This is a genomic window from Streptomyces sp. NPDC014991 (assembly GCF_043080665.1).
In the GTDB taxonomy this organism is placed as follows: domain Bacteria; phylum Actinomycetota; class Actinomycetes; order Streptomycetales; family Streptomycetaceae; genus Streptomyces.
In genome coordinates this window covers 105381-130262 of sequence record NZ_JBIBVY010000001.1, presented here as the reverse complement: position 1 = coordinate 130262, position 24882 = coordinate 105381, and the positions used below count along the sequence as shown (strand labels likewise).

Sequence of the window (24882 nt, the reverse complement as noted above, 5' to 3'; positions counted from 1 at the left end):
ACGCGGGAGTGCCCGGTTCCCGCACGAAGGTACGCGGACGGGGCCCGTGCGTGTCAGTGCGGGGGCATAGACTTCGACGCTGTCCCCCAGACTGTCCACAGCCCGTGGGACGCCCGTCGCCGCACGTTGGTCCAGGAGGCTCGAACCGTGTCAAAGCCGCCCTTCACGCACCTGCACGTCCACACCCAGTACTCGCTGCTGGACGGTGCCGCGCGGCTCAAGGACATGTTCGAGGCCTGCAACGAGATGGGCATGACCCATATCGCCATGTCGGACCACGGCAACCTGCACGGGGCGTACGACTTCTTCCACTCCGCGAAGAAGGCCGGAATCACCCCGATCATCGGGATCGAGGCGTACGTCGCCCCCGAGTCACGGCGCAACAAGCGCAAGATCCAGTGGGGCCAGCCGCACCAGAAGCGGGACGACGTCTCCGGCTCCGGCGGTTACACGCACAAGACGATGTGGGCGGTGAACCGGACCGGTCTGCACAACCTCTTCCGCCTGTCCTCCGACGCGTACGCCGAGGGCTGGCTGACGAAGTGGCCCCGGATGGACAAGGAGACCATCGCCCGGTGGTCCGAGGGCATCGTCGCCTCCACCGGCTGCCCCTCCGGCGAGGTGCAGACCCGGCTGCGCCTCGGCCACTTCGACGAGGCCCTCAAGGCCGCCGCCGACTACCAGGACATCTTCGGCAAGGACCGGTACTTCCTGGAGCTGATGGACCACGGCATCGAGATCGAGCGCCGGGTCCGCGACGGCCTGCTGGAGATCGGCCGGAAGCTCGGCATCCCGCCGCTGGTGACGAACGACTCGCACTACACGTACGCGCACGAGGCGGGCGCCCACGACGCCCTGCTGTGCATCCAGACCGGCAAGAACCTCTCCGATCCCGACCGCTTCAAGTTCGACGGCACCGGCTACTACCTGAAGTCCACGGACGAGATGTACGCCATCGACTCCTCGGACGCCTGGCAGGAGGGCTGCGCCAACACGCTCCTCGTCGCCGAGATGGTCGACACGGCCGGCATGTTCGAGAAGCGCGACCTGATGCCGAAGTTCGACATCCCCGAGGGCTACACCGAGGTCACCTGGTTCAAGGAGGAGGTCCGCCGAGGCATGGAGCGCCGCTTCCCCGGCGGCATCCCCGAGGACCGCCAGAAGCAGGTCGAGTACGAGATGGACGTCATCATCCAGATGGGGTTCCCGGGCTACTTCCTCGTCGTCGCCGACTTCATCATGTGGGCCAAGAACAACGGCATCGCGGTCGGCCCCGGCCGAGGCTCCGCCGCCGGCTCGATCGTCGCGTACGCCATGGGCATCACCGACCTCGACCCGATCCCGCACGGACTGATCTTCGAGCGGTTCCTCAACCCCGAGCGCGTCTCCATGCCCGACGTCGACATCGACTTCGACGAGCGCAGGCGCGTCGAGGTGATCAGGTACGTGACGGAGAAGTACGGCGCCGACAAGGTCGCCATGATCGGCACGTACGGCAAGATCAAGGCCAAGAACGCGATCAAGGACTCCGCCCGCGTGCTGGGCTACCCGTACGCGATGGGCGACCGGATCACCAAGGCCATGCCCGCCGACGTCCTCGGCAAAGGCATCGACCTGAACGGCATCACCGACCCCAGCCACCCCCGGTACTCGGAGGCGGGCGAGGTCCGCGCGATGTACGAGAACGAGCCGGACGTGAAGAAGGTCATCGACACCGCCAAGGGCGTCGAGGGCCTGGTCCGGCAGATGGGCGTGCACGCCGCCGGCGTGATCATGTCCAGCGAGACCATCACCGAGCACGTGCCCGTCTGGGTCCGGCACACCGACGGCGTGACCATCACGCAGTGGGACTACCCGAGCTGCGAGTCGCTCGGCCTGCTGAAGATGGACTTCCTCGGTCTGCGCAACCTGACGATCATGGACGACGCCGTCAAGATGGTGAAGTCCAACAAGGGCATCGACATCGATCTGCTGAGCCTTCCGCTCGACGATCCGACGACCTTCGAACTGCTCCAGCGCGGCGACACCCTCGGCGTCTTCCAGTTCGACGGCGGCCCCATGCGCTCGCTGCTGCGCCTGATGAAGCCCGACAACTTCGAGGACATCTCCGCCGTCTCGGCGCTCTACCGTCCCGGCCCGATGGGCATGGACTCGCACACCAACTACGCGCTGCGCAAGAACAAGCTCCAGGAGATCACCCCGATCCACAAGGAGCTGGAGGAGCCCCTCGAAGAGGTCCTGGCCGTCACCTACGGCCTGATCGTCTACCAGGAGCAGGTCCAGAAGGCCGCCCAGATCATCGCCGGCTACTCGCTCGGCGAGGCCGACATCCTGCGCCGCGTGATGGGCAAGAAGAAGCCCGACGAGCTGGCGAAGAACTTCACCATCTTCCAGGCCGGCGCGAAGCGGAACGGCTACAGCGACGAGGCCATCCAGGCCCTGTGGGACGTGCTGGTCCCCTTCGCCGGCTACGCGTTCAACAAGGCGCACTCCGCCGCGTACGGCCTGGTCTCGTACTGGACCGCCTACCTCAAGGCGAACTACCCCGCCGAGTACATGGCCGCCCTGCTGACGTCCGTCAAGGACGACAAGGACAAGTCGGCCGTCTACCTCAACGAGTGCCGCCGCATGGGCATCAAGGTGCTCCCGCCGAACGTCAACGAGTCCGAGTCCAACTTCGCCGCCCAGGGCGACGACGTGATCCTCTTCGGCCTCTCCGCCGTCCGCAACGTCGGCACCAACGTCGTCGAGTCGATCATCAAGTGCCGCAAGGCGAAGGGGAAGTACGCCTCCTTCCCGGACTACCTGGACAAGGTGGAGGCGGTGGTCTGCAACAAGCGGACCACGGAGTCGCTGATCAAGGCCGGCGCCTTCGACTCCATGGGGCACACCCGCAAGGGCCTCGTGGCGCAGTACGAACCGATGATCGACAACGTGGTCGCGGTCAAGCGCAAGGAGGCCGAGGGGCAGTTCGACCTCTTCGGCGGCATGGGCGAGGAGAGCACCAGCGAACCCGGCTTCGGGCTGGACGTGGAGTTCTCCACCGACGAGTGGGACAAGACCTACCTGCTCGCCCAGGAGCGGGAGATGCTCGGTCTGTACGTCTCCGACCACCCGCTGTTCGGTCTGGAGCACGTGCTGGCCGACAAGGCCGACGCGGGGATCGCCCAGCTCACCGGCGGTGAGCACGCGGACGGCGCGGTCGTGACGATCGGCGGGATCATCTCCGGCCTCCAGCGCAAGATGACCAAGCAGGGCAACGCCTGGGCCATCGCCACCGTGGAGGACCTCGCCGGCTCCATCGAGTGCATGTTCTTCCCGGCCTCCTACCAGCTGGTGTCGACCCAACTCGTCGAGGACGCCGTGGTGTTCGTCAAGGGACGGCTCGACAAGCGCGAGGACGTGCCCCGCCTCGTCGCCATGGAGCTGATGGTCCCGGACCTGTCCAACGCCGGCACCAACGCGCCCGTGATCCTCACCATCCCCTCGGTGAAGGTGACCCCGCCGATGGTCAGCCGGCTCGGCGAGATCCTCAGCCACCACAAGGGCGACAGCGAGGTCCGCATCAAGCTGCAGGGCCCGCGCAAGACCACCGTGCTGCGTCTGGACCGCCACCGGGTCAAGCCCGACCCGGCGCTCTTCGGCGACCTGAAGGTGCTGCTCGGCCCGTCCTGCCTGGCCGGCTGAGGTCCCCGAGGGTCAAGGGGCGCACCCGCGGCGGGTGCGCCCCTTTCGTGTGTCCGGCTTCAACTGCCCTTTAGTTGTGGCCGAAGCGCTTCTGCTGCTTACGCGCGACATCCGCCGGGCTGCCCGGTATGCCCGCCATCGAGGACTCGGCCTCCTCCGCCGGCGGACGGTGCGTGCGCTCGTGGGCCTGCTCGGCCTGCGGGGCACGGTTCTGCGGGCCGCCCTGCTTGCGGTTCTTGTTCTTGGCCATGCTGATCTGCCTCCTGCGAGGGGTCTGGGGCCAGGGACGGGACCAGATTCACATACGCTGACATCAGGCGCATGTCGGATAATTACCGTGTGTGACAGGGCAGGTGGGCGCATGGGACCCGCAAACGCCACGCCGAAGATCGAGTTCCGGCCGTTAACCCCCGCGCGGTCGGGCAGACTCGAGGGAAGTCCGGAGCAAAACCTCCCGGGAAGAGGGTGAGTCGCGTGGACCGCTGCATCGTCCTGGTGGACGCCGGGTATCTGCTGGGAGCCGCCGCCAGCCTCCTCGCCGGTGAGCCCTCGCGGTCCCGGATCACCGTCGACCACGCCGCCCTGATCCAGGCGCTGAGGGAACGCGCGGAGTTCGACACCGAACGTCCGCTGCTGCGCATCTACTGGTTCGACGGCGCCCCCGACCGGGTCCCCCAGCCGGAGCACCGCCGGCTGCGCGTCATGCCCAGGGTCACCGTCCGGCTCGGCGCCCTCACCCGCAGCGACGGACGCTGGGCCCAGAAGGGCGTCGACGCGGCCATGCACGCCGAGCTGACCGAGCTGGCCCGCAACCGCGCCTGCTCCGACATCGTCCTCGTCACCGGCGACGGCGACCTGCTGCCCGGCATGATGGCCGCCAAGGAGCACGGCGTCGCCGTCCACCTGTGGGCCGTCCAGGCCGCCGACGGCGACTACAACCAGTCCGAGGACCTGGTCGCCGAGGCCGATGAGCGGCGCGTGCTGGACCGCGCCTGGATCACCCAGGCCGTCCGCGCCAAGGAGCTGACCGGGGTCTGCGCGCCGCCGCCCGTGCCCCGCCCCGAGATCGCCGCGATCCTCTCCGCGCCGCTGCCCGAGTCGGCGCCGTCCGCGGCCACCGAGCGCTCCGCCGAGCGGACCGCGCGCCCGCCGGCCACCGCCGGGACGGAGAACGGCTCCCAGGAGCGGACGTCCGCCGCCAGGACCGTACCGACCCCCAAGGACCTCGCCGCGCTGCGCGCGCCCGGCGCCCAGTCCGCGCCGCAGCCGCCGACCGCGACCCTGCGCTGGTCCTCCGACAAGGGGTGGGTCGACCGGCCCGGCGCGGTCACGGAGCCGCCCGAGGTCGCCTCCATGCCGACGCTGGCCCAGCTCACCACGGCCGAGCAGCGCTGGGCCGACCGGGAGGAGGACATCACCACCGTCGGCGGCGACCCGTACGAGGTGGGACAGGTCTTCGCCCGCCGCTGGATGTCCCGGCTCGGCGGCGACCAGAACCACCTTCAGTCGCTGTCGCAGATGTACCCGCGGATCCCGCACCGGATCGACGGGGAGCTGCTGCGCTACGCGGCGCGGTTCGGGCTGCTGGCCCACAAGGACGACCAGATCGACGAGCACGACCGGTACGCCATCCGGGCGGGTTTCTGGCGGGAGGTCGACGTCCCGGCGGCGACGGAGAGCGCCCCGGCGGGCGACTGACGCGGCGCACCCCGGCGGCGACCCTCGCGGCGCACTCCGCCGACGACCGCGCGGCCGTCCCGCCGACGACCGCGCGGTCCTGCTCCGGTGCCGGGGAGAAGCGGCCCCAAAGGCGAGTAAAGGCCCCGGACCCCGTACCCTCGTCCCTTGTGAGTACGCGCGCGGGACAGGCACTTCGGTACGACGAGGTCGTACGCGTGCGCGGGCTCGGCAAGACCTACCCGCCCGTGAAGGGGTGGCGGGGCGCACCCGGCACGCCCGAGGTGCGCGCCACCGACGGGGTCGAGCTGGACGTGCGGGGCGGGGAGATCTTCGGGCTGCTCGGACCGAACGGTGCCGGCAAGTCCACCCTCGTACGGCAGCTGACCGGGCTGCTGCGGCCCGACACCGGAAGCGTGGAGATCCTCGGGCACGACATCGTGCGCCATCCCGAGCGGGCCGCGCGGCTCCTCGCCTACCTGGGCCAGGAGTCCTCCGCCCTGGACGAGCTGACCGTCTCCCTCGCCGCCGAGACCACCGGACGCCTGCGCGGCCTGGACGTACGGCGGGCACGGGCCGAGCGGGACGCCGTACTGGACGAACTGGGGCTCGCCCCGATCGCCGGGCGGGCGCTGAAGAAGCTGTCCGGCGGGCAGCGGCGGCTCGCCTGCCTCGCCGCCGCACTCGTCGGGGAACGGCCGCTGCTCGTGCTGGACGAGCCGACCACCGGCATGGACCCGGTGGCCCGGCGCGCGGTGTGGGCGGCCGTGGACCGGCGCCGGGCCGAGCGCGGTACGACCGTGCTGCTGGTCACCCACAACGTCATCGAGGCCGAGACCGTGCTCGACCGGGTCGCCGTGCTCGACCAGGGACGGGTCATCGCCTGCGACAGCCCCGCCGGACTCAAGGCGCGGGTCGCCGGCGAGGTGCGGGTGGAGCTGGTGTGGCGGGAGCGGGCACCACTGGAGGTGCCCGAAATCGCAGTCCTGCGCGAGCGGGCCGTGGAGTCCGGCCGGCGCTGGACGCTCCGGCTCGCGCCCGAGGAGGCCCGCGCCGTCGTCGCCACCGTGACCGGCGGGGCCGCCTTCGCCGCCCTGGACGACTTCACGCTCGCCACGCCCAGCCTTGAGGACGTCTACCTGGCGCTGGGCGGCGCGGCCCGGCAGGGGCTGGTGAGGGCATGAGCGCACCGGCCGCGCCGAGCATGGGGGTCTGTGCGACCGCCGTAGGGAAGGGGAGCAGCTCGCCGTGAGTGTCGTACCCGCCGAGGTGGTGCCGGGCGGTGCCCGGGCCGTGCCCGAGACGGCCCCCGGCCCGGCCGAGCTGGGGCCGTCCGCGCGGCTGTGGCCGTCGCTGGTGGCCGTCTACCGGGCGCAGTTGTCCCGGGCCCGCGTGGCGCGGATCCCCCTGCTGTTCGTGGCCACCTTCCAGTCCGTCGGCATCACCGTGATGATGCGGGGGGTCGTCGACAGCGGCAGCGAGGCCCAGTCCGTGGTGGCCGGGTCGTCGGTGCTCGTCGTCGCGTTCGTCGCGTTGAACCTGCTGTCGCAGTACTTCGGGCAGCTGCGGGCCAGCGGCGGACTCGACCACTACGCCACGCTGCCGGTGCCGCCGGCCGCCGTGGTGCTGGGCGCCGCGGCGGCGTACGCCTCCTTCACCGTGCCGGGCACGCTGGTGACCGCCGTCTTCGGGTGCGTGCTGTTCGGGCTGCCGCTGTCCAACCTGTGGATCCTGCTGGCCGTCATCCCGCTGGCCGGGGCCGCGCTGTCGGGGCTCGGTGCCGCCTGCGGGCTGCTCGCGCCCCGGCCGGAGCTGGCCACGCTGCTGGGGCAGCTGGGCATGTCGGCGGCGCTGCTGCTGGGCGTGCTGCCGGCCGACCGGATGCCGGAGATCGTACGGCTGGCCCGTGATCTGCTGCCCTCGACCTATGGCGTGGAGGCGTACGCCCACACGTTCGAGGCCCATCCGGACTGGGCGGTCGTCCTCGTTGACCTGGGGGTGTGCGCGGGTGTCGGAGTGGTCTCGCTGGCCGTGGCGGCCCGGGCGTACCGCAGGGCCGCCGTCCGGTGACGCGCCGCACGGCGCGACCTGGCACGATGTCAGGGTGACCGCACCGCTGACTCCGCCTCCGCCCCCGCACGACGACTCCCCGCACGAGGTACGGCAGGTCCCGCCGGCCGCCGGGGCGCCGGGCGCGGGTCCGTACGAACAGGACGGCCCCGGGATGAAGACGGAAGTACGGGAGGCCGCCGTGATCACGGTGGCGGTGGCTCTCGGCGGTGTGCTGCTGGGGCTGCTGTGGTGGTGGCTGGCGCCGCACGTGCCGCTGGTCGGGGACGTGATCGACAAGAACTGGGTCGTCTACCTCAAGGACACCGAGGGCGAGCAGGCGATCGGCGTGGACGGCACGTTCGCGCTGCTGGGGCTCGCCTTCGGGCTGGTCAGCGCGGTGGCCGTCTTTCTGCTGCGGCGGCGCGGGGGTGTGCCGGTCGTGGTGGCACTGGGCGTGGGCGGGCTGCTCGGCTCGCTGCTGGCCTGGCGACTGGGTGTGTGGCTGGGGCCCGGGTCCGACGTGCTCGCGCACGCGCGGTCCGTGGGCAAGGGGGTGACGTTCCCGGCGCCGCTGAAGCTCGGCGCGAAGGGCGCCCTGCTGGCCTGGCCGCTGGGCGGGGCGCTGGTGCATCTCGGGCTCACGGCGCTCTTCGGGCCGCGGGACCCCGAGCCGGCGCTCTTCGGCCCGCAGGACCCCCGGCCGCCGTATCCGCACCCCTGACCGCGACGCACCGCACGCGACCGTTCCCGGCCCCGGCCGCCGACGGGCGCCGGGGTGCTTCCCTCAGCCCCGGCCGATCGGGGCGAGGACCGCGTCCGTCAGGTCGGCCAGGTCCTGCGGGGCCAGTTCCACCTCCAGGCCGCGGCGGCCCGCCGAGACGCAGATCGTGGGGTGGGACCCGGCCGAGTCGTCGAGTACCGTCCGCAGCTTCTTGCGCTGGCCGAGGGGGGAGATGCCGCCGCGGACGTAGCCGGTGGTGCGCTCGGCGAGAGCGGGGTCGGCCATCGTGGCGCGTTTGCCGCCGACCGCCGCCGCGAGGGCCTTCAGGTCCAGGGAGCCCGCCACCGGGACCACGCCGACCACCAGGGAGCCGTCCACGTCGGCGACCAGGGTCTTGAAGACCCGGTCGGGGGAGACGCCCATCGCCTGGGCCGCCTCCTCGCCGTAGGAGGGGTGGGACGGGTCGTGTGCGTAGGCGTGGACCGTGAAGTCCACGCCCGCCGCCGTCAGGGCCACCGTCGCGGGCGTGCCCCCGGACTGCTGCTTCTGCTTCTTCGCCATCGAGTGCCGGTCCCCCTCAGTTCAGACTGGTCGGCGTCCGCGTCAGTTCGAACGCCGGCAACGACGGCAGGCTACGGATGATGGCCGTCTCCGCGCGAAGGAGTCTCAGCTCGTCCCGGAGCCGGGACGCGGTGTCCGGCGCCTGGAGCAGGCGCTGCTTGGTCGGCGTGTCGTGCACCATCGCCGCTGCCACCAGGTACGACACCACGCTCGGGTCGTCCGGCAGTTCCGCCCCCGAGGACAGGGAACGCTCACGGGCGCCCGCCAGGCGCTTCTGGTACTGGCGGAAGGACCGCAGGACGCCCTCCGCCAGCGCGCCGGCCTCGTCACCGGGCTCCTCCACCAGCTCCAGGAGCTCCGCGGTCAGGAACGGGCCCGAGGCGTCCACGGACAGCAGGCGGACGCGGGTCGTGCCCGTCGCCAGCACCTCGAACGTGCCGTCGGACCGCTCCCGGACGGTCGCCGCGTCCGCGACACAGCCCACGCTGTGGAAGGCGCGGAGGAGGTCGGGGCCGAAGCCGGCGGACGGGCCGCGTTCGGGCTCGGCCGTGGGATCCGGCATGCCGGGGGCGCTGGGCGCGACCTCGTGGCCGTCGCGGACGGCCACGACGGCGAACCGGCGCGGCTCGTCCTCGGGGGTCTTCAGCAGCTCGCGCATCATGGCGCGATACCGCTCCTCGAAGACGTTCAGCGGCAGCACGAGCCCGGGGAACAGCACCGAGTTCAGCGGAAAGAGCGGGAGACGGACGGTGGTCACGGCGCCCCAGCCTAGTGGTCGTCGGCGCGGACGTGTCCGCCGTGCTCGCCGAGGGGATCCTCGGGTGCTGTGATCAGCCCGGCCGGGAGGGGCCGCGGCCCCTCCGTCAGCAGGTGCTCGCGCAGGCGCAGGAAGTGGCCGAGCGGGTCGTCGGAGAACCGATCCCAGGGGAAGGACGTGGCGTACGGGCCGATCAGCCGCAGCTGGGTGCGGGCGTCCTCCCGGCGGTCCAGGCGCAGCAGGACGTACAGCAGCTTGTTGCGGACCTCGGCGGGCCACGGATCGGCCGCGGGGAAGTGACCGGAGAGTCCGATGGCCCGGTCGGCCGCCGCGTCCAGCCGGGCGCGGGGCACCTCGGGGCCGCAGCCGTCGGTCAGGTAGCCGAAGGCCGCGCGGGCGGGCAGGGCCTGGACGAGCGAGGCGGCGGGGGCGTCCTGCGCGGCCCGGTCGGCGAAGTCGAGGCACTCGTGGTGCGAGCCGTGCCAGGAGGTGGCGAGGTAGCGCAGGGCGGCCACGTGACAGCCGTAGTGGTGCGGGGCTCGGCGGACCGCAGCCTCCCACAGCTCCTCGAAGTAACGGTGTCCGGCCCGTGAGCCGCGGGCGTGGTCGAGCGCGATCCGCCAGGGCACCGGGTCGCGGTCGTCGGCGCGGGCGGCGGCGGTGATGTGCGGGCTCACCTCGCGCAGCAGTTCGGCGCGGGCCGGCGACGGCCAGGCGCGGTCCACCGCCAGCTGGGCCCCGACCAGCAGCGCGCCGGGGTCCTCCGGGGCGGCGGCGCGCCACTCCTCGTACCACTCGGGGCGTGAGCGGGCGAAGGCGGCGAGGCGGCGCGTGTACCGGTCCCGGTTCTCCCACTCGGCGGCGGCGCGGGTGGCGGCCAGCAGGCCGGCCGCGGCGGTGTACTCACCCCGGCCCGCGGCGACCAGCGCGGGCGAGAGACGGTCGTCGGGCGCGTCGAGCACCGTCTCGTCCCCGGCCGGCGGCCGGCCGGACGGGCGCGCGGAGCGTTTGGTCATCCGGGTGGGGCGGATGAACGAGGGCAGCAGAGCCATGGTGCCGACCATTGAAAGTCCGCAGGTCCCGGCGGCGCCAGAGGGTTGGGGCAAGTCGGCGGAAGTTGTACGTCACAGGGTGAAGGACCCGTAAAGGATGAATGTTCAAATCGTGTGCGCCCGGGTCCGGCGGTGAAGGACGGGTGCCGATGTCCCGTGCGCCCGGCGCGTCGTGTCGCGGCCTCAGCCGCGCCGCAGCAGCCGGGTCGCGCCCGCCGCCACCGTCGTCGCCAGGATCCAGCCGAGCAGGATCATCACCGCCGCCAGCCACTGCCAGCCGCCGCGCAGCTGCCACTGGCCGGCCTGCCCCAGGTCGATCACCGGCAGCAGCAGGTCCAGCGTGAACAGCGCCGGACTCCACGCCGGATGGCCACCGGGGTTCACCGGTGGATGGTCCGCGTGCGCGAACGCCAGTGTGCCCGCCGCCCACAGCACCGTCATCCACACCGCCGCCCGGCCGGGCCGGTAGCCGTAGGCGACCGCCCAGTCCTGGACGTGGCCCCACAGCTTGCCCGCCAGCGGCAGCGTCTCGCGCCGCCGGCGCTGCTTGGCGAGCAGCACCTCGCGCGCGTCCTCGTCCTCCCCGGCCGCGCGCAGCACCGCGGCCAGCCGCTCGTACGGCTCCGGGGCGTACTCGGCGGTGGCCGCCGACACCCAGTCCAGGCGCCGGGTCAGCGGGAACGGGCCCTGCGGCACCAGGTTCTCGTAGGTGAACCCGCCCATGTGCAGGTTCCCCTCGTCCGGCCAGCTGCTCGCACGGTCCACCAGGTTCACGATCCGCGCGCCGGACAGCACCACCTTGCCGCGCTCGGGCCGGTCGCCGAGGAAGCGCAGCTCCGGCGTCTGCACCCGGCGCAGCGACAGTTCCTGGTCGTCGGTGAAGGCGAACCGGGCCCGCTCCAGGTCGACGGCGTCCCCGAACCGCCCGTCGTCCAGCCGCACCCCGCCCCGGCACTCGAACCGCTGGACGCGTGTCCCGCGCGCGGGTGTCGTGCCGCTCAGCAGCGGGCTGCCGACGCCGGCCGGGGTCAGGTACAGGGTGCGCCCGACCGTCAGCTGGGGGGCGTTCAGGGCCAGGCGGGCGTACGGATTGGCCAGTTTCGCGCCGCGCAGGCTGAGCGACACGCCGACCTTGGCGCCGCGCAGGCTCAGCTCGCCGTGCGACTCCAGCAGCTCGGCCTGGAGATCCTGGCCGACCGTCATGCCGTCCGCCGCGATCGACCGCCCGCTGCGGTCGCGGTACACGATCGCCTGGTTGAGCAGCAGGTCGGTGCCGATGTGGGCGTCGGTCAGCCGGACCCCGTTCTGGAAGCGGCAGCGGGGCAGGTGCAGATCGCCCTCGGTGTGCACGCGGGCCGCCTCCAGCCGCGGCACCGAACAGTCCACCAGGCGCACGGTCGTGAAGCGGGCCTCCGGCAGCCGGACCTCCTCGTCGAACCGGCAGCCGCTCAGCTCCAGGTACGGCGTGACCTGGCCGCCGGCCAGGTCGAGCGTGCCGGTGATCCGCACGCCGGCGAGCTTCAGCGCCGACACCCGGCCCGCGAGCGCCGGCGGGCCGTCCAGCAGCAGCCAGCACACGATGCGCGCCCGCACGGTGCGTTCCGGACCCCACGGATGACCGCCGTGCGGGTCGTCCACGATGGCGTCTCCGCTGCTCAGGTCGTACACGCTGCCGTTGCGGAAGGCCTGCCACATGCCGGCCTCGGCCGCGGTCAGGTCGTCCGGCAGGTCCCCGGCGCGGATGCCGGTCCCCTCGGTCACCGTTGTCCTCTCCCGGTCCGGTCCCGGTCCAGTAGTTTCGTACAGCCGTTCATGCCCGGTGAGTGACCCTCGGAACACAGCAGGTGAAGGGGATCTTCCGGGTTCCGGCCAGCCTATGTACCAGCCATTGGCCCGTGTTCTGTATCAGCCATTGATACGCGCGGACGACTCCCGACGCCGGTCTGAGAGAATTGGGACCGTGATCTCCCGAATCGATCTGCGCGGCGACGCCCTCCCCGAGGGCCCCGCCCTGCGCGACCTGCTGCCCCGAGCCGACTTCGACGTCTCGGCCGCCCTGGAGAAGGTGCGTCCGATCTGCGAGGCCGTGCATCATCGTGGTGACGCGGCGCTGATCGACTTCGCCGAGAAGTTCGACGGAGTACGGCTGGAATCCGTCCGTGTCCCGGCCCGGGCGCTCACCGACGCCCTCGACGGCCTCGACCCGGCCGTGCGCGCCGCCCTGGAGGAGTCCGTCCGCCGCGCCCGCCTGGTCCACCGCGCACAGCGCCGGACCACGCACACCACCCAGGTGGTGCCCGGGGGCTCGGTGACCGAGAAATGGGTGCCGGTCGAGCGCGTCGGGCTGTACGCGCCCGGCGGCCGGTCCGTCTACCCCTCCTCCGTGATCATGAACGCCGTACCGGCCCAGGAGGCCGGCGTCGCCTCCGTCGCGCTCGCCTCCCCGCCGCAGGCGGAGTTCGACGGCCTTCCGCACCCGACGATCCTCGCCGCCTGCGCCCTGCTCGGCGTGGACGAGGTGTACGCCGCGGGCGGCGCCACCGCCGTCGCCATGTTCGCGTACGGCACCGAGTCCTGCCCGCCCGCCAACATGGTCACCGGCCCCGGCAACATCTGGGTCGCCGCCGCCAAGCGCTACTTCACCGGCAGGATCGGCATCGACGCCGAGGCCGGCCCGACGGAGATCGCGATCCTCGCGGACTCCACCGCCGACCCGGTGCACGTCGCCTCGGACCTGATCAGCCAGGCCGAGCACGACCCGCTCGCGGCGGCCGTCCTCGTCACCGACTCCGCCGAACTGGCGGACGCGGTGGAGAAGGAGCTGGAGCCGCAGGTCGCGGCCACCAAGCACATCGAGGACCGGATCGTGCCCGCGCTGAGGGGCCGGCAGTCCGCGATCGTCCTCGTCGACGGCATCGAGGAAGGCCTGCGGGTGGTCGACGCGTACGGCGCCGAACACCTGGAGATCCAGACCGCCCGCGCCGCCGAGGTGGCCGACCGCGTGAAGAACGCGGGCGCGGTCTTCGTCGGCCCCTGGGCCCCCGTCTCGCTCGGCGACTACGCCGCCGGGTCCAACCACGTCCTGCCCACCGGCGGCTGCGCCTGCCACTCCTCGGGCCTGTCCGTCCAGTCCTTCCTGCGCGGCATCCACATCGTGGACTACACCAGGGACGCGCTCGCCGAGGTCGCCCACCACGTGGTGACGCTGGCGGAGGCGGAGGACCTGCCGGCGCACGGCGCGGCGGTCAAGGCGCGGTTCGGATGGAAGGTTCCGGCGAACAAGTGAACTTCGGCATCGACGACCTCCCCGTACGGGACGAGCTGCGCGGCAAGTCCCCCTACGGCGCGCCCCAGCTGGACGTGCCCGTACGGCTGAACACCAACGAGAACCCCTACCCGCTGCCCGGGCCGCTGGTCGAGCGGATCGCGGAGCGGGTGCGGGAGGCGGCCCGCGACCTGAACCGCTACCCCGACCGGGACGCGGTCGAGCTGCGCACCGAGCTGGCGAAGTACCTGACGAGGACCGGCAGGCACCCGCTGCGCACCGAGAACGTCTGGGCCGCCAACGGCTCCAACGAGGTCATCCAGCAGCTGCTCCAGGCCTTCGGCGGGCCGGGCCGTACGGCCATCGGCTTCGAACCGTCGTACTCGATGCACGCCCTCATCGCGCGCGGCACCGGCACCGGCTGGATCCCCGGCCCGCGCAACGAGGACTTCACCCTCGACCCCGCCGCCGCGGAGCGGGCGATCGCCCAGCACCGGCCGGACGTCGTCTTCATCACCACCCCCAACAACCCCACCGGCAACGCGGTACCGGCGGCGACGGTCGTCGCGCTGTACGAGGCGGCCCAGCGGGCGAAGCCGTCGATGGTCGTCGTGGACGAGGCCTACGTCGAGTTCAGCCACGGCGACTCGCTGCTGCCACTGCTGGCGGACCGCCCCCACCTCGTCGTCTCCCGCACCATGTCGAAGGCGTTCGGCGCCGCGGGGCTGCGCCTCGGCTATCTCGCCGCGCACCCCGCGGTCGTGGACGCCGTCCAGCTCGTACGCCTGCCCTACCACCTGTCGGCGATCACCCAGGCGACCGCCCTGGCCGCGCTGGAGCACACCGACACGCTGCTGGGCTACGTCGAGCAGCTGAAGGCGGAACGGGACCGGCTGGTCACCGCACTGCGCGCGATGGGCTACGAGGTCACCGAGTCCGACGCGAACTTCGTGCAGTTCGGCCGCTTCGACGACGCCCACGACGCCTGGCGGCGGATCCTCGACCGGGGCGTCCTGGTCCGGGACAACGGCGTACCGGGACGGCTGCGGGTGTCCGCCGGCACCCCGCAGGAGAACGACGCGTTCCTCGACGCGGTACGGGACTTGAAGAAGGAGCTTGAGGCATGAGCCGCATAGGACGCGTGGAGCGCACCACCAAGGAGACCGCGGTCCTGGTCGAGATCGACCTCGACGGCACGGGACGGACCGACATCGCCACCGGCGTCGGCTTCTACGACCACATGCTCGACCAGCTCGGCCGGCACGGTCTGTTCGACCTGACCGTGAAGACCGACGGCGACCTGCACATCGACTCCCACCACACCATCGAGGACACCGCCCTCGCGCTGGGCGCCGCCTTCAGGCAGGCGCTCGGCGACAAGGTGGGCATCTACCGCTTCGGCAACTGCACGGTCCCGCTGGACGAGTCCCTCGCCCAGGTCACCGTCGACCTGTCCGGCCGCCCGTACCTCGTGCACACGGAGCCCGAGAACATGGCGCCGATGATCGGCGCGTACGACACGACGATGACCCGGCACATCCTGGAATCGTTCGTCGCCCAGGCGCAGATCGCGCTGCACGTGCACGTGCCGTACGGACGCAACGCGCACCACATCGTGGAGTGCCAGTTCAAGGCGCTCGCCCGGGCGCTCCGCTACGCCAGCGAGCGCGACCCGCGCGCGGCCGGCATCCTCCCCTCCACGAAGGGCGCGCTGTAACCCATGACCGGTCTGTCGACCCTCCTGATCGTCGTCGGTCTCTTCCTGGCCGGCGGGATCATCTCCTTCGTCAAGCAGAAGATGCCCGCGAGCCTCATCGTGCTGCTCTCCATCGGGGCGGCCCTGTGCCTCGTCGCGGGCGTCGTGCGGCTGGAGGTGTGGAATTGAGCACCAAGAAGGTCGTCGTCTTCGACTACGGCTTCGGCAACGTCCGGTCCGCCGAGCGCGCCCTCGCGCGCGTGGGCGCCGACGTCGAGATCACGCGCGACTTCGACCGGGCGATGAACGCCGACGGGCTGCTGGTGCCGGGCGTCGGCGCGTTCGCGGCCTGCATGGACGGCCTGCGCGCCGCCCGCGGCGACTGGATCGTGGACCGCCGGCTGTCCGGCGGGCGCCCGGTCATGGGCATCTGCGTCGGCATGCAGATCCTCTTCGCCCGCGGCATCGAGAACGGGGTCCGGGCCGAGGGCCTGGACGAGTGGCCCGGCACCGTCGAGCCGCTCCAGGCCGACGTGGTGCCCCACATGGGCTGGAACACCGTCGACGCGCCCGCCGGCTCCGAGCTGTTCGCCGGCCTGGACGCGGACGCCCGTTTCTACTTCGTGCACTCCTACGCCGTCCACGAGTGGACCCTGGAGAGCCACAACCCGGTGATCGAGGCGCCCAGGGTCACCTGGTCGACGCACGGCAGGCCGTTCGTGGCCGCCGTGGAGAACGGCGCCCTGCGGGCGACCCAGTTCCACCCCGAGAAGTCCGGCGACGCCGGTGCCCAGCTCCTCACCAACTGGATCGGAACCCTGTAGACCATGGCCAAGCTCGAACTCCTCCCCGCCGTCGACGTCCGCGACGGCCAGGCCGTCCGCCTCGTCCACGGCGAGTCCGGGACCGAGACGTCCTACGGCTCCCCGCTGGAGGCCGCCCTCGCCTGGCAGCGCTCCGGCGCCGAGTGGCTGCACCTGGTCGACCTGGACGCCGCGTTCGGCACCGGCGACAACCGCGCCCTGGTCGCCGAGGTCACCGGCGCGATGGACATCAAGGTGGAGCTGTCCGGCGGCATCCGGGACGACGACACCCTCGCCGCCGCGCTCGCCACCGGCTGCACCCGGGTGAACCTCGGCACGGCCGCTCTGGAGACCCCCGAGTGGGTCGCCCGGGTCATCGCCGAGCACGGCGACCGGATCGCCGTCGGCCTGGACGTGCGCGGCACGACCCTGCGGGGCCGCGGCTGGACCCGCGACGGCGGTGACCTCTACGAGACGCTGGAGCGCCTCGACAAGGAGGGCTGCGCCCGTTACGTCGTCACCGACATCGCCAAGGACGGCACCCTGCAGGGTCCCAACCTGGAGCTGCTGAAGAACGTGTGCGCCGCCACCGACCGCCCGGTCGTCGCCTCCGGCGGCGTGTCGTCCCTGGACGACCTGCGCGCCATCGCCGGACTGGTGCCCCTCGGCGTCGAGGGCGCCATCGTCGGCAAGGCGCTGTACGCCAAGGCGTTCACCCTGGAAGAGGCCCTGGAGGCGGTGGCCCGGTGAGTGACGTACAGCGTGTGACGACGGGCGCGCCCTGGGAGGAGCAGTTCGGCTACGCCCGCGCGGTGGCGCTGCCCAACGGCCTGGTGCTGGTCTCGGGCTGCACCTCCATCGTGGACGGCCAGATCGCCGGGGGCGGCCCGTACGAGCAGGCGGTCAACGCCTTCAACGTGGCGCTGGCGGCGCTGGCGGAGGTGGGGCTCGGCCGGGACGACGTGGTGCGCACCCGCATGTACCTCACGCACGCCCGGGACGTGGACGAGGTCGGCCGTGCCCACAAGGAGCTGTTCGACAGCGTCCGGCCCGCCGCTTCCATGATCATCGTCTCGGGCTTCGTCGACCCCAGTCTGGTCGTCGAGGTCGAGGTGGAGGCGTTCCGCTCCGGCGGAGAACCCGGAGTGTCCGCATGACCCTGGCCGTACGAGTCATCCCCTGCCTGGACGTGGACAACGGCCGGGTCGTCAAGGGTGTCAACTTCCAGAACCTGCGTGACGCGGGCGACCCCGTCGAGATGGCCAAGGTGTACGACACCGAGGGCGCCGACGAGCTGACCTTCCTGGACATCACCGCCTCCTCCGGCAACCGGGAGACGACCTACGACGTGGTGCGCCGCACCGCCGAGCAGGTGTTCATCCCGCTGACGGTCGGCGGCGGTGTCCGCACGGCGGAGGACGTGGACAAGCTGCTGCGGGCGGGCGCCGACAAGGTGGGCGTCAACACTGCGGCGATCGCGCGTCCGGAGCTGATCCGCGAGATCGCCGAACGCTTCGGACGCCAGGTGCTGGTCCTCTCGGTGGACGCCCGGCGCACTCCCGGGGGCACCTTCGAGGTGACCACCCACGGCGGCCGGCGCGGCACCGGCATCGACGCCGTGGAGTGGGCGCACCGGGCGGCCGAGCTGGGCGCGGGGGAGATCCTGCTGAACTCCATGGACGCGGACGGCACGAAGGACGGCTACGACCTGGAGATGATCGCGGCGGTCCGCAAGCACGTCACCGTCCCGGTGATCGCGTCCGGCGGCGCCGGCGCCCTGGCCGACTTCCCGCCGGCCGTCGAGGCGGGCGCGGACGCGGTGCTGGCCGCGTCGGTGTTCCACTTCGGTGACCTGCGGATCGGCGAGGTGAAGCAGACCCTCCGGGAGGCCGGGCACCCGGTGCGGTGACAGCTCGAAGATACGAAAGAGAAGTTGCGCAAGATGAATTGTGCAACTTCTCTTTTGTATCTAGGGTGAGGGCATGCCGAGCGAAGAGAACCGCCGCATCACGGACGTGGGCACGCTCAAGGCCCTCGCACATCCGCTGCGCGCGAACCTGTACCGGCTGCTGTGCGTCGAGCGGGTCGCCACCGCCTCCCAGCTCTCCGAGCAGGTGGACGAGGCCGTCTCCCTGGTCAGCTACCACCTGCGCAGACTCGCCGGACACGGGCTGATCGAGGAGGCCGAGCCGCAGACCGGTGACGGGCGGGAACGCTGGTGGCAGCCCGCCTCGGACGGGGTGAGCATCCGGGACGAGGACTTCCGCGGCGAGCCCGGCAGGGCCGCGGCGCACCTGGCGGCCACGCGCCTCTTCCACGACCAGCGCGCCGACCACTACCGCCGGTACCTGGACGAGCGGCCCACCTGGGCCCCCGAGTGGAACACCGCGTCCGTCGACAACGAGTCCTGGATGCGGCTGACCCCGGCGGAACTCACCGCGCTGAAGCAGGAGCTGGAGGCGCTGCTGCGCAGGCACGACGAGCAGGCCCGTGCCGCCGAGGCCGCCGGCGACACCGAGGGCCGCGAACACGTCGCGCTGTACGCGTACGGCTTTCCCTTCCGGGTCCGGCCCGCCTGATCCCAGTTCCCCGCTGCCTTCGCCGCGTCCGACCCCGCGTCCGCGTCTGCCTTCGCCCGGATCCGACCCGCGCCCGCGCCCGATCCGCTTCCCGCCCGCGGCTGATCCGCGTCCGGTGCGCGTCCGGTTCGCGTCGGATCCGTGTCTGAGAGGACCCCTCCGTGACCGCCACCGTCCTACCCCCCGCCCCCGCCGCGCCCGGCCGCCCCGCCCACCGCGACCCCAACGTTCTGCGCTGGCTCGGCGCCTACACCTCCTCGATGCTCGGCGACAGCGTCTACTACCTGGCCCTGTCCTGGGCCGCCGTCCAGGCCGGGAGCCCTGCGCAGGCCGGGCTGGTGATGTCGGCCAGTGCGCTGCCCAGGGCGGTGCTGATGCTCGGCGGGGGAGTCGTCGCCGACCGGCTGGGCCCCAGGAGGGTCGTCATCGGCAGCGACGCCGTGCGCTGCGCCGCCGTCCTCGCGGTCGCCGCCCTGCTGTTCCTCACCAGCCCCGGACTGTGGCCGCTCGCCCTGCTCGCGCTGGTCTTCGGCACCGTCGACGCCGTCTTCATGCCCGCCGTGGGCGCCCTCCCGGCCCGGATCACCGACAACGGCCAGCTGGCCCGGGTGCAGGGCATGCGCGGCCTCGCCATCCGGTTCGCGAACGTCGCCGGGGCACCGCTCGGCGGCCTCGGAGTCGCGGTCGGCGGAGCGCCTGCTGCCTTCACCGTGGCGGGCGTGCTGATCGCCGTCTCCGTGCCGCTGCTGATCTCCGTCCGCGTCCGGGACCTTCCCGCCGACGGGGCGGACGCGCCGCGCGGCACCGCCTGGACCGAGCTGCGGGACGGCCTGCGCCACGTCCGCCGCCACCGGGTCCTCGCCCCGCTGATGCTGGCCATCGCCCTCGGCGACTTCGGCTTCGTCGGCCCGCTGAACGTCGGCCTGACCCTGCTCGCCGACCGGCGTGGCTGGGGCGCCTCCGGGATGGGCTGGGTGCTCGCCGGATTCGGCACCGGCGCGGGTGCCGCCTCGCTGCTCCTGGCCGTGCGCGGCCGGGTGCCCCGCGCGGGGCTGGTCACCGGGTGCGCGTGCGTCGCGGGCTCCGTCGCCATCGGCGCCCTCGCCTTCGTGCCCGCGCTCGCCGCCGCCGTCGGGGTGGCCCTGCTCGTCGGCCTGCTCGCCGGGCTCAGCGGCGCGCTGTGCGGGGCCCTGCTCCAGACCCGGTCCGACCCCGCCTACCTCGGCCGGGTCACCGCCGTGGCCGGCCTGGTCAGTCTCGGCCTCGCCCCGCTGAGCATGCCGTTCGCGGCCGCCGCGATCGGCGTCTGGGGCCTCGGGCCGGTCTTCGTGGTCAGTGCGGTCGTCTGCGGCCTCGGCGGGGCCGTCGCCCTCCTCGCACCGGACCTGCGCCGCGCGGAGATACCCGGCTGACGGGACCTCACTCCGTCGGCTGCACCAGCTGCACCAGATTGCCGACGGTGTCGTCGAGCACCGCCGCCAGTACCGGTCCCTGGGCCCGCGGGGGATGGGTGAACCGGACCCCGAGCCCGCGCAGCCGCTCGTACTCGGCCCGGATGTCGTCCACGGAGAAGACGATGCACGGCAGCCCCATGTCGTACAGCGCCCTGCGGTACGGCTCCGCGACCGGACCCTCGCCGGGCTCCAGCAGCAGCTGCAGGTCCGGCTGGGCCCCCTGGGGCGCCCCGACGGTGACGAACAGCGCGCCGTCGCCGAGGTCCATGTGGAGGCGGGTCTCGAAGCCGAGGACGTCCGTGTAGAAGGTGTGCGCCCGTGCCACGTCGTCCACGTACACGCCGGTCATCGCCACCTTGATCACGAGGCGGCCCCTCTCAGATGCCCAGCTGCCGGGACTCGTGCAGCGTGGTGATCGCGTCGGCGTCACCCTCCAGGTCCACCCGGGCCGCGCTCTGCCGGCCGAACGCGAACATCAGCAGCTCCGACGGCTCACCGGTCACCGTCACCACCGGAGCACCCCGGTGCGCCACCACGGTCTGCCCGTCCGGACGGCGCAGCACCAGCCCCGTCGGCACGCCCCGGCCCATCAGCCGCGCGGCCCGCTCGAGACGGGACCACAGCGCGTCCTGGAAGACCGCGTCCAGCTCGCGCGGACTCCAGCCCGGCTGGGCGCGGCGGACGTCCTCGGTGTGGACGTAGAACTCGATGATGTTGGCGGCCTCGTCGACCTGTTTGAGCTGGAAGGGCGAGAAACGCGGCGGGCCGGTACGGATCAGCCGGATCAGCTCCTCGTACGGCTTGGCGGCGTACTCGGCCATCACCTTCTCCAGACGCGGCGCGAGCTGCTTGACCAGCGTGCCCCCCGCCGCGTCGGGGCGGCGTTCGCGCACGACCACGTGCGCGGCCAGATCCCGGGTCCGCCAGCCCTCGCAGAGAGTCTCCGCGGCCGGACCGACGGTTTCCAAGAGGTCGGCGAGCAGAAGCCGTTCACGCTTGGCGAAGGTCGACATGCAGCCAGCCTACGGCCCCGCCGGCCGTCCTCCCACCCGCCACCCGCCCACCGCCCTCCCCGGAGTGCGCCGGCCGGTGCCGTGACCACTCCCCGGACGCCCCGGCCGCCCGCCCGGCCCCGCGCGGCACAATGGCACCCATGACCAGTACGACCGGTACGCCCCGGCCCAGCAGCCTCGACCCGGAGATCGCCGCGCGGCTCAAGCGCAGCACCGACGGGCTCGTCCCCGCCATCGCCCAGCAGTACGACACCGGCGAGGTGCTCATGCTCGGCTGGATGGACGACGAGGCACTGCACCGGACGCTGACCACCGGCCGCTGCACCTACTGGTCCCGCAGCCGCCAGGAGTACTGGGTCAAGGGCGACACCTCGGGCCACTTCCAGCGGGTGAGGTCGGTCGCGCTGGACTGCGACGCCGACACGTTGCTGGTCAAGGTCGACCAGGTGGGCGCCGCCTGCCACACCGGCGCACGCACCTGCTTCGACGCGGACGTCCTCCTCGAAGCCGCCGATTCCGGCCCGACCGCCTCCGCTCAGTAAGGTCAGCGGCCATGGACCTCGAGACCTTCCGCAAGCTGGCCGCCGACCGGCGTGTCATCCCGGTCACGCGCAAGCTCCTCGCCGACGGCGACACCCCGGTCGCGCTCTACCGCAAGCTCGCCGCCGAGCGCCCCGGCACCTTCCTGCTGGAGTCGGCGGAGAACGGCCGTTCCTGGTCCCGGTACTCCTTCGTCGGGGTCCGCAGCGCCGCCACGCTCACCACACGCGACGGCCAGGCCCACTGGCTCGGCACCCCGCCGGTCGGCGTCCCCGTGGACGGCGACCCCCTGGTGGCCCTGCGCGCCACCCTCCAGACCCTGCACACCCCGCACCAGGAGGGCCTGCCGCCCTTCACCGGCGGCATGGTCGGCTACCTGGGCTACGACATCGTCCGCCGCCTGGAGAAGATCGGCCCCGGCGAGCGTGACGACCTGCGGCTGCCCGAGCTGACCATGCTGCTGACCAGCGACCTCGCCGTCATGGACCACTGGGAGGGCTCGGTCCTGCTGATCGCCAACGCGATCAACCACAACGACCTCGACACCGGCGTGGACGAGGCGTACGCGGACGCCGTGGCCCGTCTCGACGCCATGGAGGCCGACCTGACGCGCGCGGTCGCCCAGCCGCCGGCCGTCCTGCCGCCCTCCGAGCTGCCCGACCACACCGCCCTGTGGGGCGGCCCCGACTTCCAGCGCGCCGTCGAGGACATCAAGGAGCGCATCCGCGCGGGCGAGGCCTTCCAGGTCGTGCCCTCCCAGCGCTTCGAGACGCCGTGCACGGCGAGCGCCCTGGACGTCTACCGGGTCCTGCGGGCCACCAACCCCTCGCCGTACATGTACCTCTTCCGCCTCGACGGGTTCGACGTGGTCGGCTCGTCCCCGGAGGCCCTGGTGAAGGTGGAGGACGGGCGGGCGATGGTCCACCCCATCGCCGGCACCCGGCACCGCGGGGCCACCCCGCAGGAGGACCAGGCCCTCGCCGAGGAACTGCTCGCCGACCCCAAGGAGCGCGCCGAGCACCTGATGCTCGTCGACCTCGGCCGCAACGACCTCGGCCGGGTCTGCGAGCCCGGCTCGGTCGAGGTGGTCGACTTCATGTCCGTCGAGCGCTACTCCCACGTGATGCACATCGTCTCCACCGTCACCGGCAAGGTGGCCCCGGGCCGCACGGCCTTCGACGTGCTCACCGCCTGCTTCCCGGCGGGCACCCTCTCCGGCGCCCCCAAGCCCCGGGCGATGCAGATCATCGACGAGGTGGAGCCGTCCCGGCGCGGACTGTACGGCGGCTGCGTCGGCTACCTGGACTTCGCCGGCGACTCCGACACCGCGATCGCCATCCGTACGGCCCTGCTCCGCGACGGCACCGCGTACGTCCAGGCCGGCGCCGGCATCGTCGCCGACTCCGACCCGGCCGCCGAGGACCTGGAGTGCCGCAACAAGGCCGCGGCGGTGCTGCGGGCGGTGCACACGGCGAACCGGCTGAGCCGGTAGCACGCCCGCCTCAGGAGCCCCGGGTGACGGTTCGCCCGGGGTCCAGGCGATAGTGGAGTACGTGACTGCCGTGCCTCACCCCCGTTCCGAAGCCGCCGCACCCGCCCGGTCCGGCCGGCGCAGCCTCGCCGTGGCCCTCCTGTGCGGTGCGCTCGGCGCGGCCGTGACCCTGCTCGCGACCCGGCAGCGCTGGGCCGAGGGCACCGCGACGGTGGCCGGCGGCGCGTTCCCGCTGACCGCCAGGGGCAGCGACGTCACAGGCGTCCCCGCGGCCCTCGCCATAGTGGGCCTCGCCGCGCTCGTCGCCGTCTTCGCCGTCCGCCGGGCCGGCCGCCTCGCCGTCTCCGCGCTGCTCGCCCTGTCCGGTGCCGGGATCGCCGCCGCCGCCCTCGTGGCCGCCTCCGACAGCTCCGCCCTGGACGAGAAGGCCGCCAGGGCCGGCGGCGACACGTCCGCCACGGTCGACGCGCTCACCCACACCGCGTGGCCCTACGTCGCGGCCGCCGGCGGCCTGCTGATCCTGCTCGCCGGGCTGCTCGCCCTGCGCTACGGCCGGCTGTGGCCCGCGATGTCCGGCCGCTACGAGCGCGGCACCCCCCGGCCGCGCCGCACGGCCCCGCCGGCCGACCCGGAGCGGCCCGAGGAGATCTGGAAGGCCCTGGACCGGGGCGAGGACCCGACCGGCGCCTGAGCCGCGGCGGCGGGCGCAGCCGGGTGCGGTCCGATGTGGCGCAACAGACGCCACCCCCGCGTCCGGCGGCCACACGCGTACGGGACAATGGACCGTGAGCGTCCGGCTCGGACAGTGACGGGCGGGCTCGGAACCGTACGGACACTACGTGCGACGCGTACTACGACACGCACACGTACACAGCAACGAGGAGCAAGTCATGGCGGGCAGCAGCCACGGTCACACCCCGGCCGCCTGGACCGGTGTCATCATCGCCTTCATCGGTTTCTGCGTCTCGGGCGCCTTCATGGTGATGGCCCAGCCGGCCGGCTTCTGGGCCGGCATGGTGATCGTGGTGCTCGGTGGCGTCGTCGGCGCCGTCATGCGCGCCATGGGTCTCGGCCAGCCCAAGGCGTCGCGCCCCGCCCCGCACACCGCCCCCGCCGCGACCCGCGAGCCGGCCGGCGCCGAGAGCTGAGCAGCGCGGCGCTTCCGAGAGGGGCGGCCCGGTGACCCGTGAGGGGACCCGGCCCGCCCTTCTCCGTATCCGGACACGCGTGTCGACGGGCCTCCGCACGCACCCGCGCCGCCCCGGCCCGCCTCCCGCCACCGCGACCGGACTGACGGGCCCCTCGGCGCGGGTGTGACCGGACCCGCGCCCGGGCCGCTCCGGCGCCCCGCCGGACCCCTACGTGCCCGCCGCGCCGACCGGCCCCGGACCTACTTCGGTGCGTGGGCCCCGGCCCCGCATCCGGCCCTCGCCGCGTGCTGACGGGCCCCTCGGCGCGGGTGTGACCGGACCCGCGCCCGGGCCGCTCCGGCGCCCCGCCGGACCCCTACGTGCCCGCCGCGCCGACCGGCCC

At 72.8% G+C, this 24882-nt stretch carries 26 protein-coding genes; 19 read left to right on the top strand and 7 right to left on the bottom strand.

The window, feature by feature from the left end; genetic code table 11:
• The first annotated feature begins 147 nt into the window (after nt 1-147).
• Nucleotides 148-3687, top strand: a complete 3540-nt coding sequence (dnaE, locus tag ACF1BE_RS00580) for a DNA polymerase III subunit alpha (RefSeq protein WP_392196773.1) — start codon at nt 148-150, stop codon at nt 3685-3687.
• 70 nt (nt 3688-3757) lie between these two features.
• Here the strand turns inward: dnaE and ACF1BE_RS00575 are convergent, their stop codons facing one another.
• The gene (locus tag ACF1BE_RS00575; RefSeq protein WP_392196772.1) at nt 3758-3937 is read right to left on the bottom strand and encodes a hypothetical protein; all 180 of its coding nucleotides are present in this window, start codon (nt 3935-3937) and stop codon (nt 3758-3760) included.
• 224 nt (nt 3938-4161) lie between these two features.
• Here ACF1BE_RS00575 and ACF1BE_RS00570 point away from each other — a divergent pair, with 224 nt between their 5' ends.
• From ACF1BE_RS00570 to ACF1BE_RS00555, 4 genes are all read left to right on the top strand, one after another.
• Nucleotides 4162-5385: an NYN domain-containing protein gene (locus tag ACF1BE_RS00570; RefSeq protein ID WP_392196771.1), complete on the top strand. Its 1224-nt coding sequence runs from the start codon at nt 4162-4164 to the stop codon at nt 5383-5385.
• 149 nt (nt 5386-5534) lie between these two features.
• Nucleotides 5535-6548, top strand: a complete 1014-nt coding sequence (locus ACF1BE_RS00565) for an ABC transporter ATP-binding protein (RefSeq protein WP_392196770.1) — start codon at nt 5535-5537, stop codon at nt 6546-6548.
• Nucleotides 6549-6612: 64 nt separating this feature from the next.
• Nucleotides 6613-7434 carry an ABC transporter permease gene (locus ACF1BE_RS00560; protein ID WP_392196769.1) on the top strand — a complete coding sequence of 274 codons (822 nt, stop codon included), beginning with the start codon at nt 6613-6615 and terminating at the stop codon, nt 7432-7434.
• Between the two features lie 34 nt (nt 7435-7468).
• On the top strand, nt 7469-8137 hold the full coding sequence (locus tag ACF1BE_RS00555) for an AAA family ATPase (RefSeq protein ID WP_392196768.1): 669 nt from the start codon (nt 7469-7471) through the stop codon (nt 8135-8137).
• A gap of 63 nt (nt 8138-8200) precedes the next feature.
• On the opposite strand, the gene ybaK is transcribed toward ACF1BE_RS00555, so the two are convergent.
• The 4 genes from ybaK to ACF1BE_RS00535 all read right to left on the bottom strand — a co-directional run bounded on the left by ybaK (nt 8201) and on the right by ACF1BE_RS00535 (nt 12268).
• The gene (gene ybaK, locus ACF1BE_RS00550; RefSeq protein WP_392196767.1) at nt 8201-8698 is read right to left on the bottom strand and encodes a Cys-tRNA(Pro) deacylase; all 498 of its coding nucleotides are present in this window, start codon (nt 8696-8698) and stop codon (nt 8201-8203) included.
• A gap of 16 nt (nt 8699-8714) precedes the next feature.
• Nucleotides 8715-9455: an LON peptidase substrate-binding domain-containing protein gene (locus tag ACF1BE_RS00545; protein WP_392196766.1), complete on the bottom strand. Its 741-nt coding sequence runs from the start codon at nt 9453-9455 to the stop codon at nt 8715-8717.
• 11 nt (nt 9456-9466) lie between these two features.
• A complete protein-coding gene (locus ACF1BE_RS00540; protein WP_392196765.1) occupies nt 9467-10519 on the bottom strand; it encodes a hypothetical protein in 1053 nt (350 codons plus the stop codon).
• Between the two features lie 171 nt (nt 10520-10690).
• Nucleotides 10691-12268 carry an oxidoreductase gene (locus ACF1BE_RS00535; RefSeq protein WP_392196764.1) on the bottom strand — a complete coding sequence of 526 codons (1578 nt, stop codon included), beginning with the start codon at nt 12266-12268 and terminating at the stop codon, nt 10691-10693.
• Between the two features lie 199 nt (nt 12269-12467).
• Here ACF1BE_RS00535 and hisD point away from each other — a divergent pair, with 199 nt between their 5' ends.
• From hisD to ACF1BE_RS00485, 10 genes are all read left to right on the top strand, one after another.
• The gene (hisD, locus tag ACF1BE_RS00530; protein WP_392196763.1) at nt 12468-13793 is read left to right on the top strand and encodes a histidinol dehydrogenase; all 1326 of its coding nucleotides are present in this window, start codon (nt 12468-12470) and stop codon (nt 13791-13793) included.
• Nucleotides 13790-14899: a histidinol-phosphate transaminase gene (locus ACF1BE_RS00525; protein ID WP_392196762.1), complete on the top strand. Its 1110-nt coding sequence runs from the start codon at nt 13790-13792 to the stop codon at nt 14897-14899. The genes hisD and ACF1BE_RS00525 overlap by 4 nt, the downstream gene beginning before the upstream one ends.
• On the top strand, nt 14896-15489 hold the full coding sequence (hisB, locus tag ACF1BE_RS00520; RefSeq protein WP_121789266.1) for an imidazoleglycerol-phosphate dehydratase HisB: 594 nt from the start codon (nt 14896-14898) through the stop codon (nt 15487-15489). The genes ACF1BE_RS00525 and hisB overlap by 4 nt, the downstream gene beginning before the upstream one ends.
• Before the next feature lie 3 nt (nt 15490-15492).
• Nucleotides 15493-15657: a hypothetical protein gene (locus ACF1BE_RS00515; protein ID WP_163010796.1), complete on the top strand. Its 165-nt coding sequence runs from the start codon at nt 15493-15495 to the stop codon at nt 15655-15657.
• Nucleotides 15648-16292, top strand: coding sequence for an imidazole glycerol phosphate synthase subunit HisH (gene hisH / locus ACF1BE_RS00510; RefSeq protein ID WP_392196761.1), 645 nt, complete (start codon nt 15648-15650; stop codon nt 16290-16292). The genes ACF1BE_RS00515 and hisH overlap by 10 nt, the downstream gene beginning before the upstream one ends.
• A 3-nt stretch (nt 16293-16295) precedes the next feature.
• Nucleotides 16296-17021, top strand: coding sequence for a bifunctional 1-(5-phosphoribosyl)-5-((5-phosphoribosylamino)methylideneamino)imidazole-4-carboxamide isomerase/phosphoribosylanthranilate isomerase PriA (gene priA, locus ACF1BE_RS00505; protein WP_121789268.1), 726 nt, complete (start codon nt 16296-16298; stop codon nt 17019-17021).
• Complete coding sequence (locus ACF1BE_RS00500) at nt 17018-17428, top strand: RidA family protein (protein ID WP_392196760.1); 411 nt, start codon at nt 17018-17020, stop codon at nt 17426-17428. Before priA ends, ACF1BE_RS00500 begins: the two co-directional genes overlap by 4 nt.
• Entirely contained in the window at nt 17425-18180 is a 756-nt protein-coding gene (gene hisF / locus ACF1BE_RS00495) for an imidazole glycerol phosphate synthase subunit HisF (protein ID WP_361984659.1), read from the top strand. Before ACF1BE_RS00500 ends, hisF begins: the two co-directional genes overlap by 4 nt.
• Before the next feature lie 73 nt (nt 18181-18253).
• Nucleotides 18254-18850, top strand: a complete 597-nt coding sequence (locus tag ACF1BE_RS00490) for a helix-turn-helix domain-containing protein (protein WP_392196759.1) — start codon at nt 18254-18256, stop codon at nt 18848-18850.
• A 161-nt stretch (nt 18851-19011) separates the two neighbouring features.
• Nucleotides 19012-20262, top strand: coding sequence for an MFS transporter (locus tag ACF1BE_RS00485; protein ID WP_392196758.1), 1251 nt, complete (start codon nt 19012-19014; stop codon nt 20260-20262).
• 7 nt (nt 20263-20269) lie between these two features.
• Here ACF1BE_RS00485 and ACF1BE_RS00480 read toward each other — a convergent pair whose 3' ends face one another.
• Nucleotides 20270-20668 carry a VOC family protein gene (locus ACF1BE_RS00480; protein ID WP_392196757.1) on the bottom strand — a complete coding sequence of 133 codons (399 nt, stop codon included), beginning with the start codon at nt 20666-20668 and terminating at the stop codon, nt 20270-20272.
• A 13-nt stretch (nt 20669-20681) separates the two neighbouring features.
• Complete coding sequence (locus ACF1BE_RS00475; RefSeq protein ID WP_392196756.1) at nt 20682-21317, bottom strand: TIGR03085 family metal-binding protein; 636 nt, start codon at nt 21315-21317, stop codon at nt 20682-20684.
• A gap of 140 nt (nt 21318-21457) precedes the next feature.
• On the opposite strand from ACF1BE_RS00475, the gene hisI reads away from it, so the two are divergent.
• From hisI to ACF1BE_RS00455, 4 genes are all read left to right on the top strand, one after another.
• Nucleotides 21458-21859 (top strand): phosphoribosyl-AMP cyclohydrolase, encoded by a 402-nt coding sequence (gene hisI / locus ACF1BE_RS00470; protein WP_392196755.1) that lies wholly within the window; start codon nt 21458-21460, stop codon nt 21857-21859.
• 11 nt (nt 21860-21870) lie between these two features.
• On the top strand, nt 21871-23349 hold the full coding sequence (locus ACF1BE_RS00465) for an anthranilate synthase component I (RefSeq protein WP_392196754.1): 1479 nt from the start codon (nt 21871-21873) through the stop codon (nt 23347-23349).
• 52 nt (nt 23350-23401) lie between these two features.
• Nucleotides 23402-24040 carry a TIGR02234 family membrane protein gene (locus tag ACF1BE_RS00460; RefSeq protein WP_392196753.1) on the top strand — a complete coding sequence of 213 codons (639 nt, stop codon included), beginning with the start codon at nt 23402-23404 and terminating at the stop codon, nt 24038-24040.
• 199 nt (nt 24041-24239) lie between these two features.
• Nucleotides 24240-24497 carry an HGxxPAAW family protein gene (locus ACF1BE_RS00455; protein WP_392196752.1) on the top strand — a complete coding sequence of 86 codons (258 nt, stop codon included), beginning with the start codon at nt 24240-24242 and terminating at the stop codon, nt 24495-24497.
• Nucleotides 24498-24882 lie beyond the last annotated feature (385 nt).

What these genes read in the sequence shown, in the direction of transcription:
- ACF1BE_RS00575 (WP_392196772.1), bottom strand. Translation starts at nt 3,937, where the DNA reads ATGGCCAAGAACAAGAACCGCAAGCAGGGCGGCCCGCAGAACCGTGCC.
- ybaK (WP_392196767.1), bottom strand. Translation starts at nt 8,698, where the DNA reads ATGGCGAAGAAGCAGAAGCAGCAGTCCGGGGGCACGCCCGCGACGGTG.
- ACF1BE_RS00540 (WP_392196765.1), bottom strand. Translation starts at nt 10,519, where the DNA reads ATGGTCGGCACCATGGCTCTGCTGCCCTCGTTCATCCGCCCCACCCGG.
- hisB (WP_121789266.1), top strand. Translation starts at nt 14,896, where the DNA reads ATGAGCCGCATAGGACGCGTGGAGCGCACCACCAAGGAGACCGCGGTC.
- ACF1BE_RS00515 (WP_163010796.1), top strand. Translation starts at nt 15,493, where the DNA reads ATGACCGGTCTGTCGACCCTCCTGATCGTCGTCGGTCTCTTCCTGGCC.
- priA (WP_121789268.1), top strand. Translation starts at nt 16,296, where the DNA reads ATGGCCAAGCTCGAACTCCTCCCCGCCGTCGACGTCCGCGACGGCCAG.
- hisF (WP_361984659.1), top strand. Translation starts at nt 17,425, where the DNA reads ATGACCCTGGCCGTACGAGTCATCCCCTGCCTGGACGTGGACAACGGC.
- ACF1BE_RS00490 (WP_392196759.1), top strand. Translation starts at nt 18,254, where the DNA reads ATGCCGAGCGAAGAGAACCGCCGCATCACGGACGTGGGCACGCTCAAG.
- ACF1BE_RS00475 (WP_392196756.1), bottom strand. Translation starts at nt 21,317, where the DNA reads ATGTCGACCTTCGCCAAGCGTGAACGGCTTCTGCTCGCCGACCTCTTG.
- hisI (WP_392196755.1), top strand. Translation starts at nt 21,458, where the DNA reads ATGACCAGTACGACCGGTACGCCCCGGCCCAGCAGCCTCGACCCGGAG.
- ACF1BE_RS00465 (WP_392196754.1), top strand. Translation starts at nt 21,871, where the DNA reads ATGGACCTCGAGACCTTCCGCAAGCTGGCCGCCGACCGGCGTGTCATC.
- ACF1BE_RS00455 (WP_392196752.1), top strand. Translation starts at nt 24,240, where the DNA reads ATGGCGGGCAGCAGCCACGGTCACACCCCGGCCGCCTGGACCGGTGTC.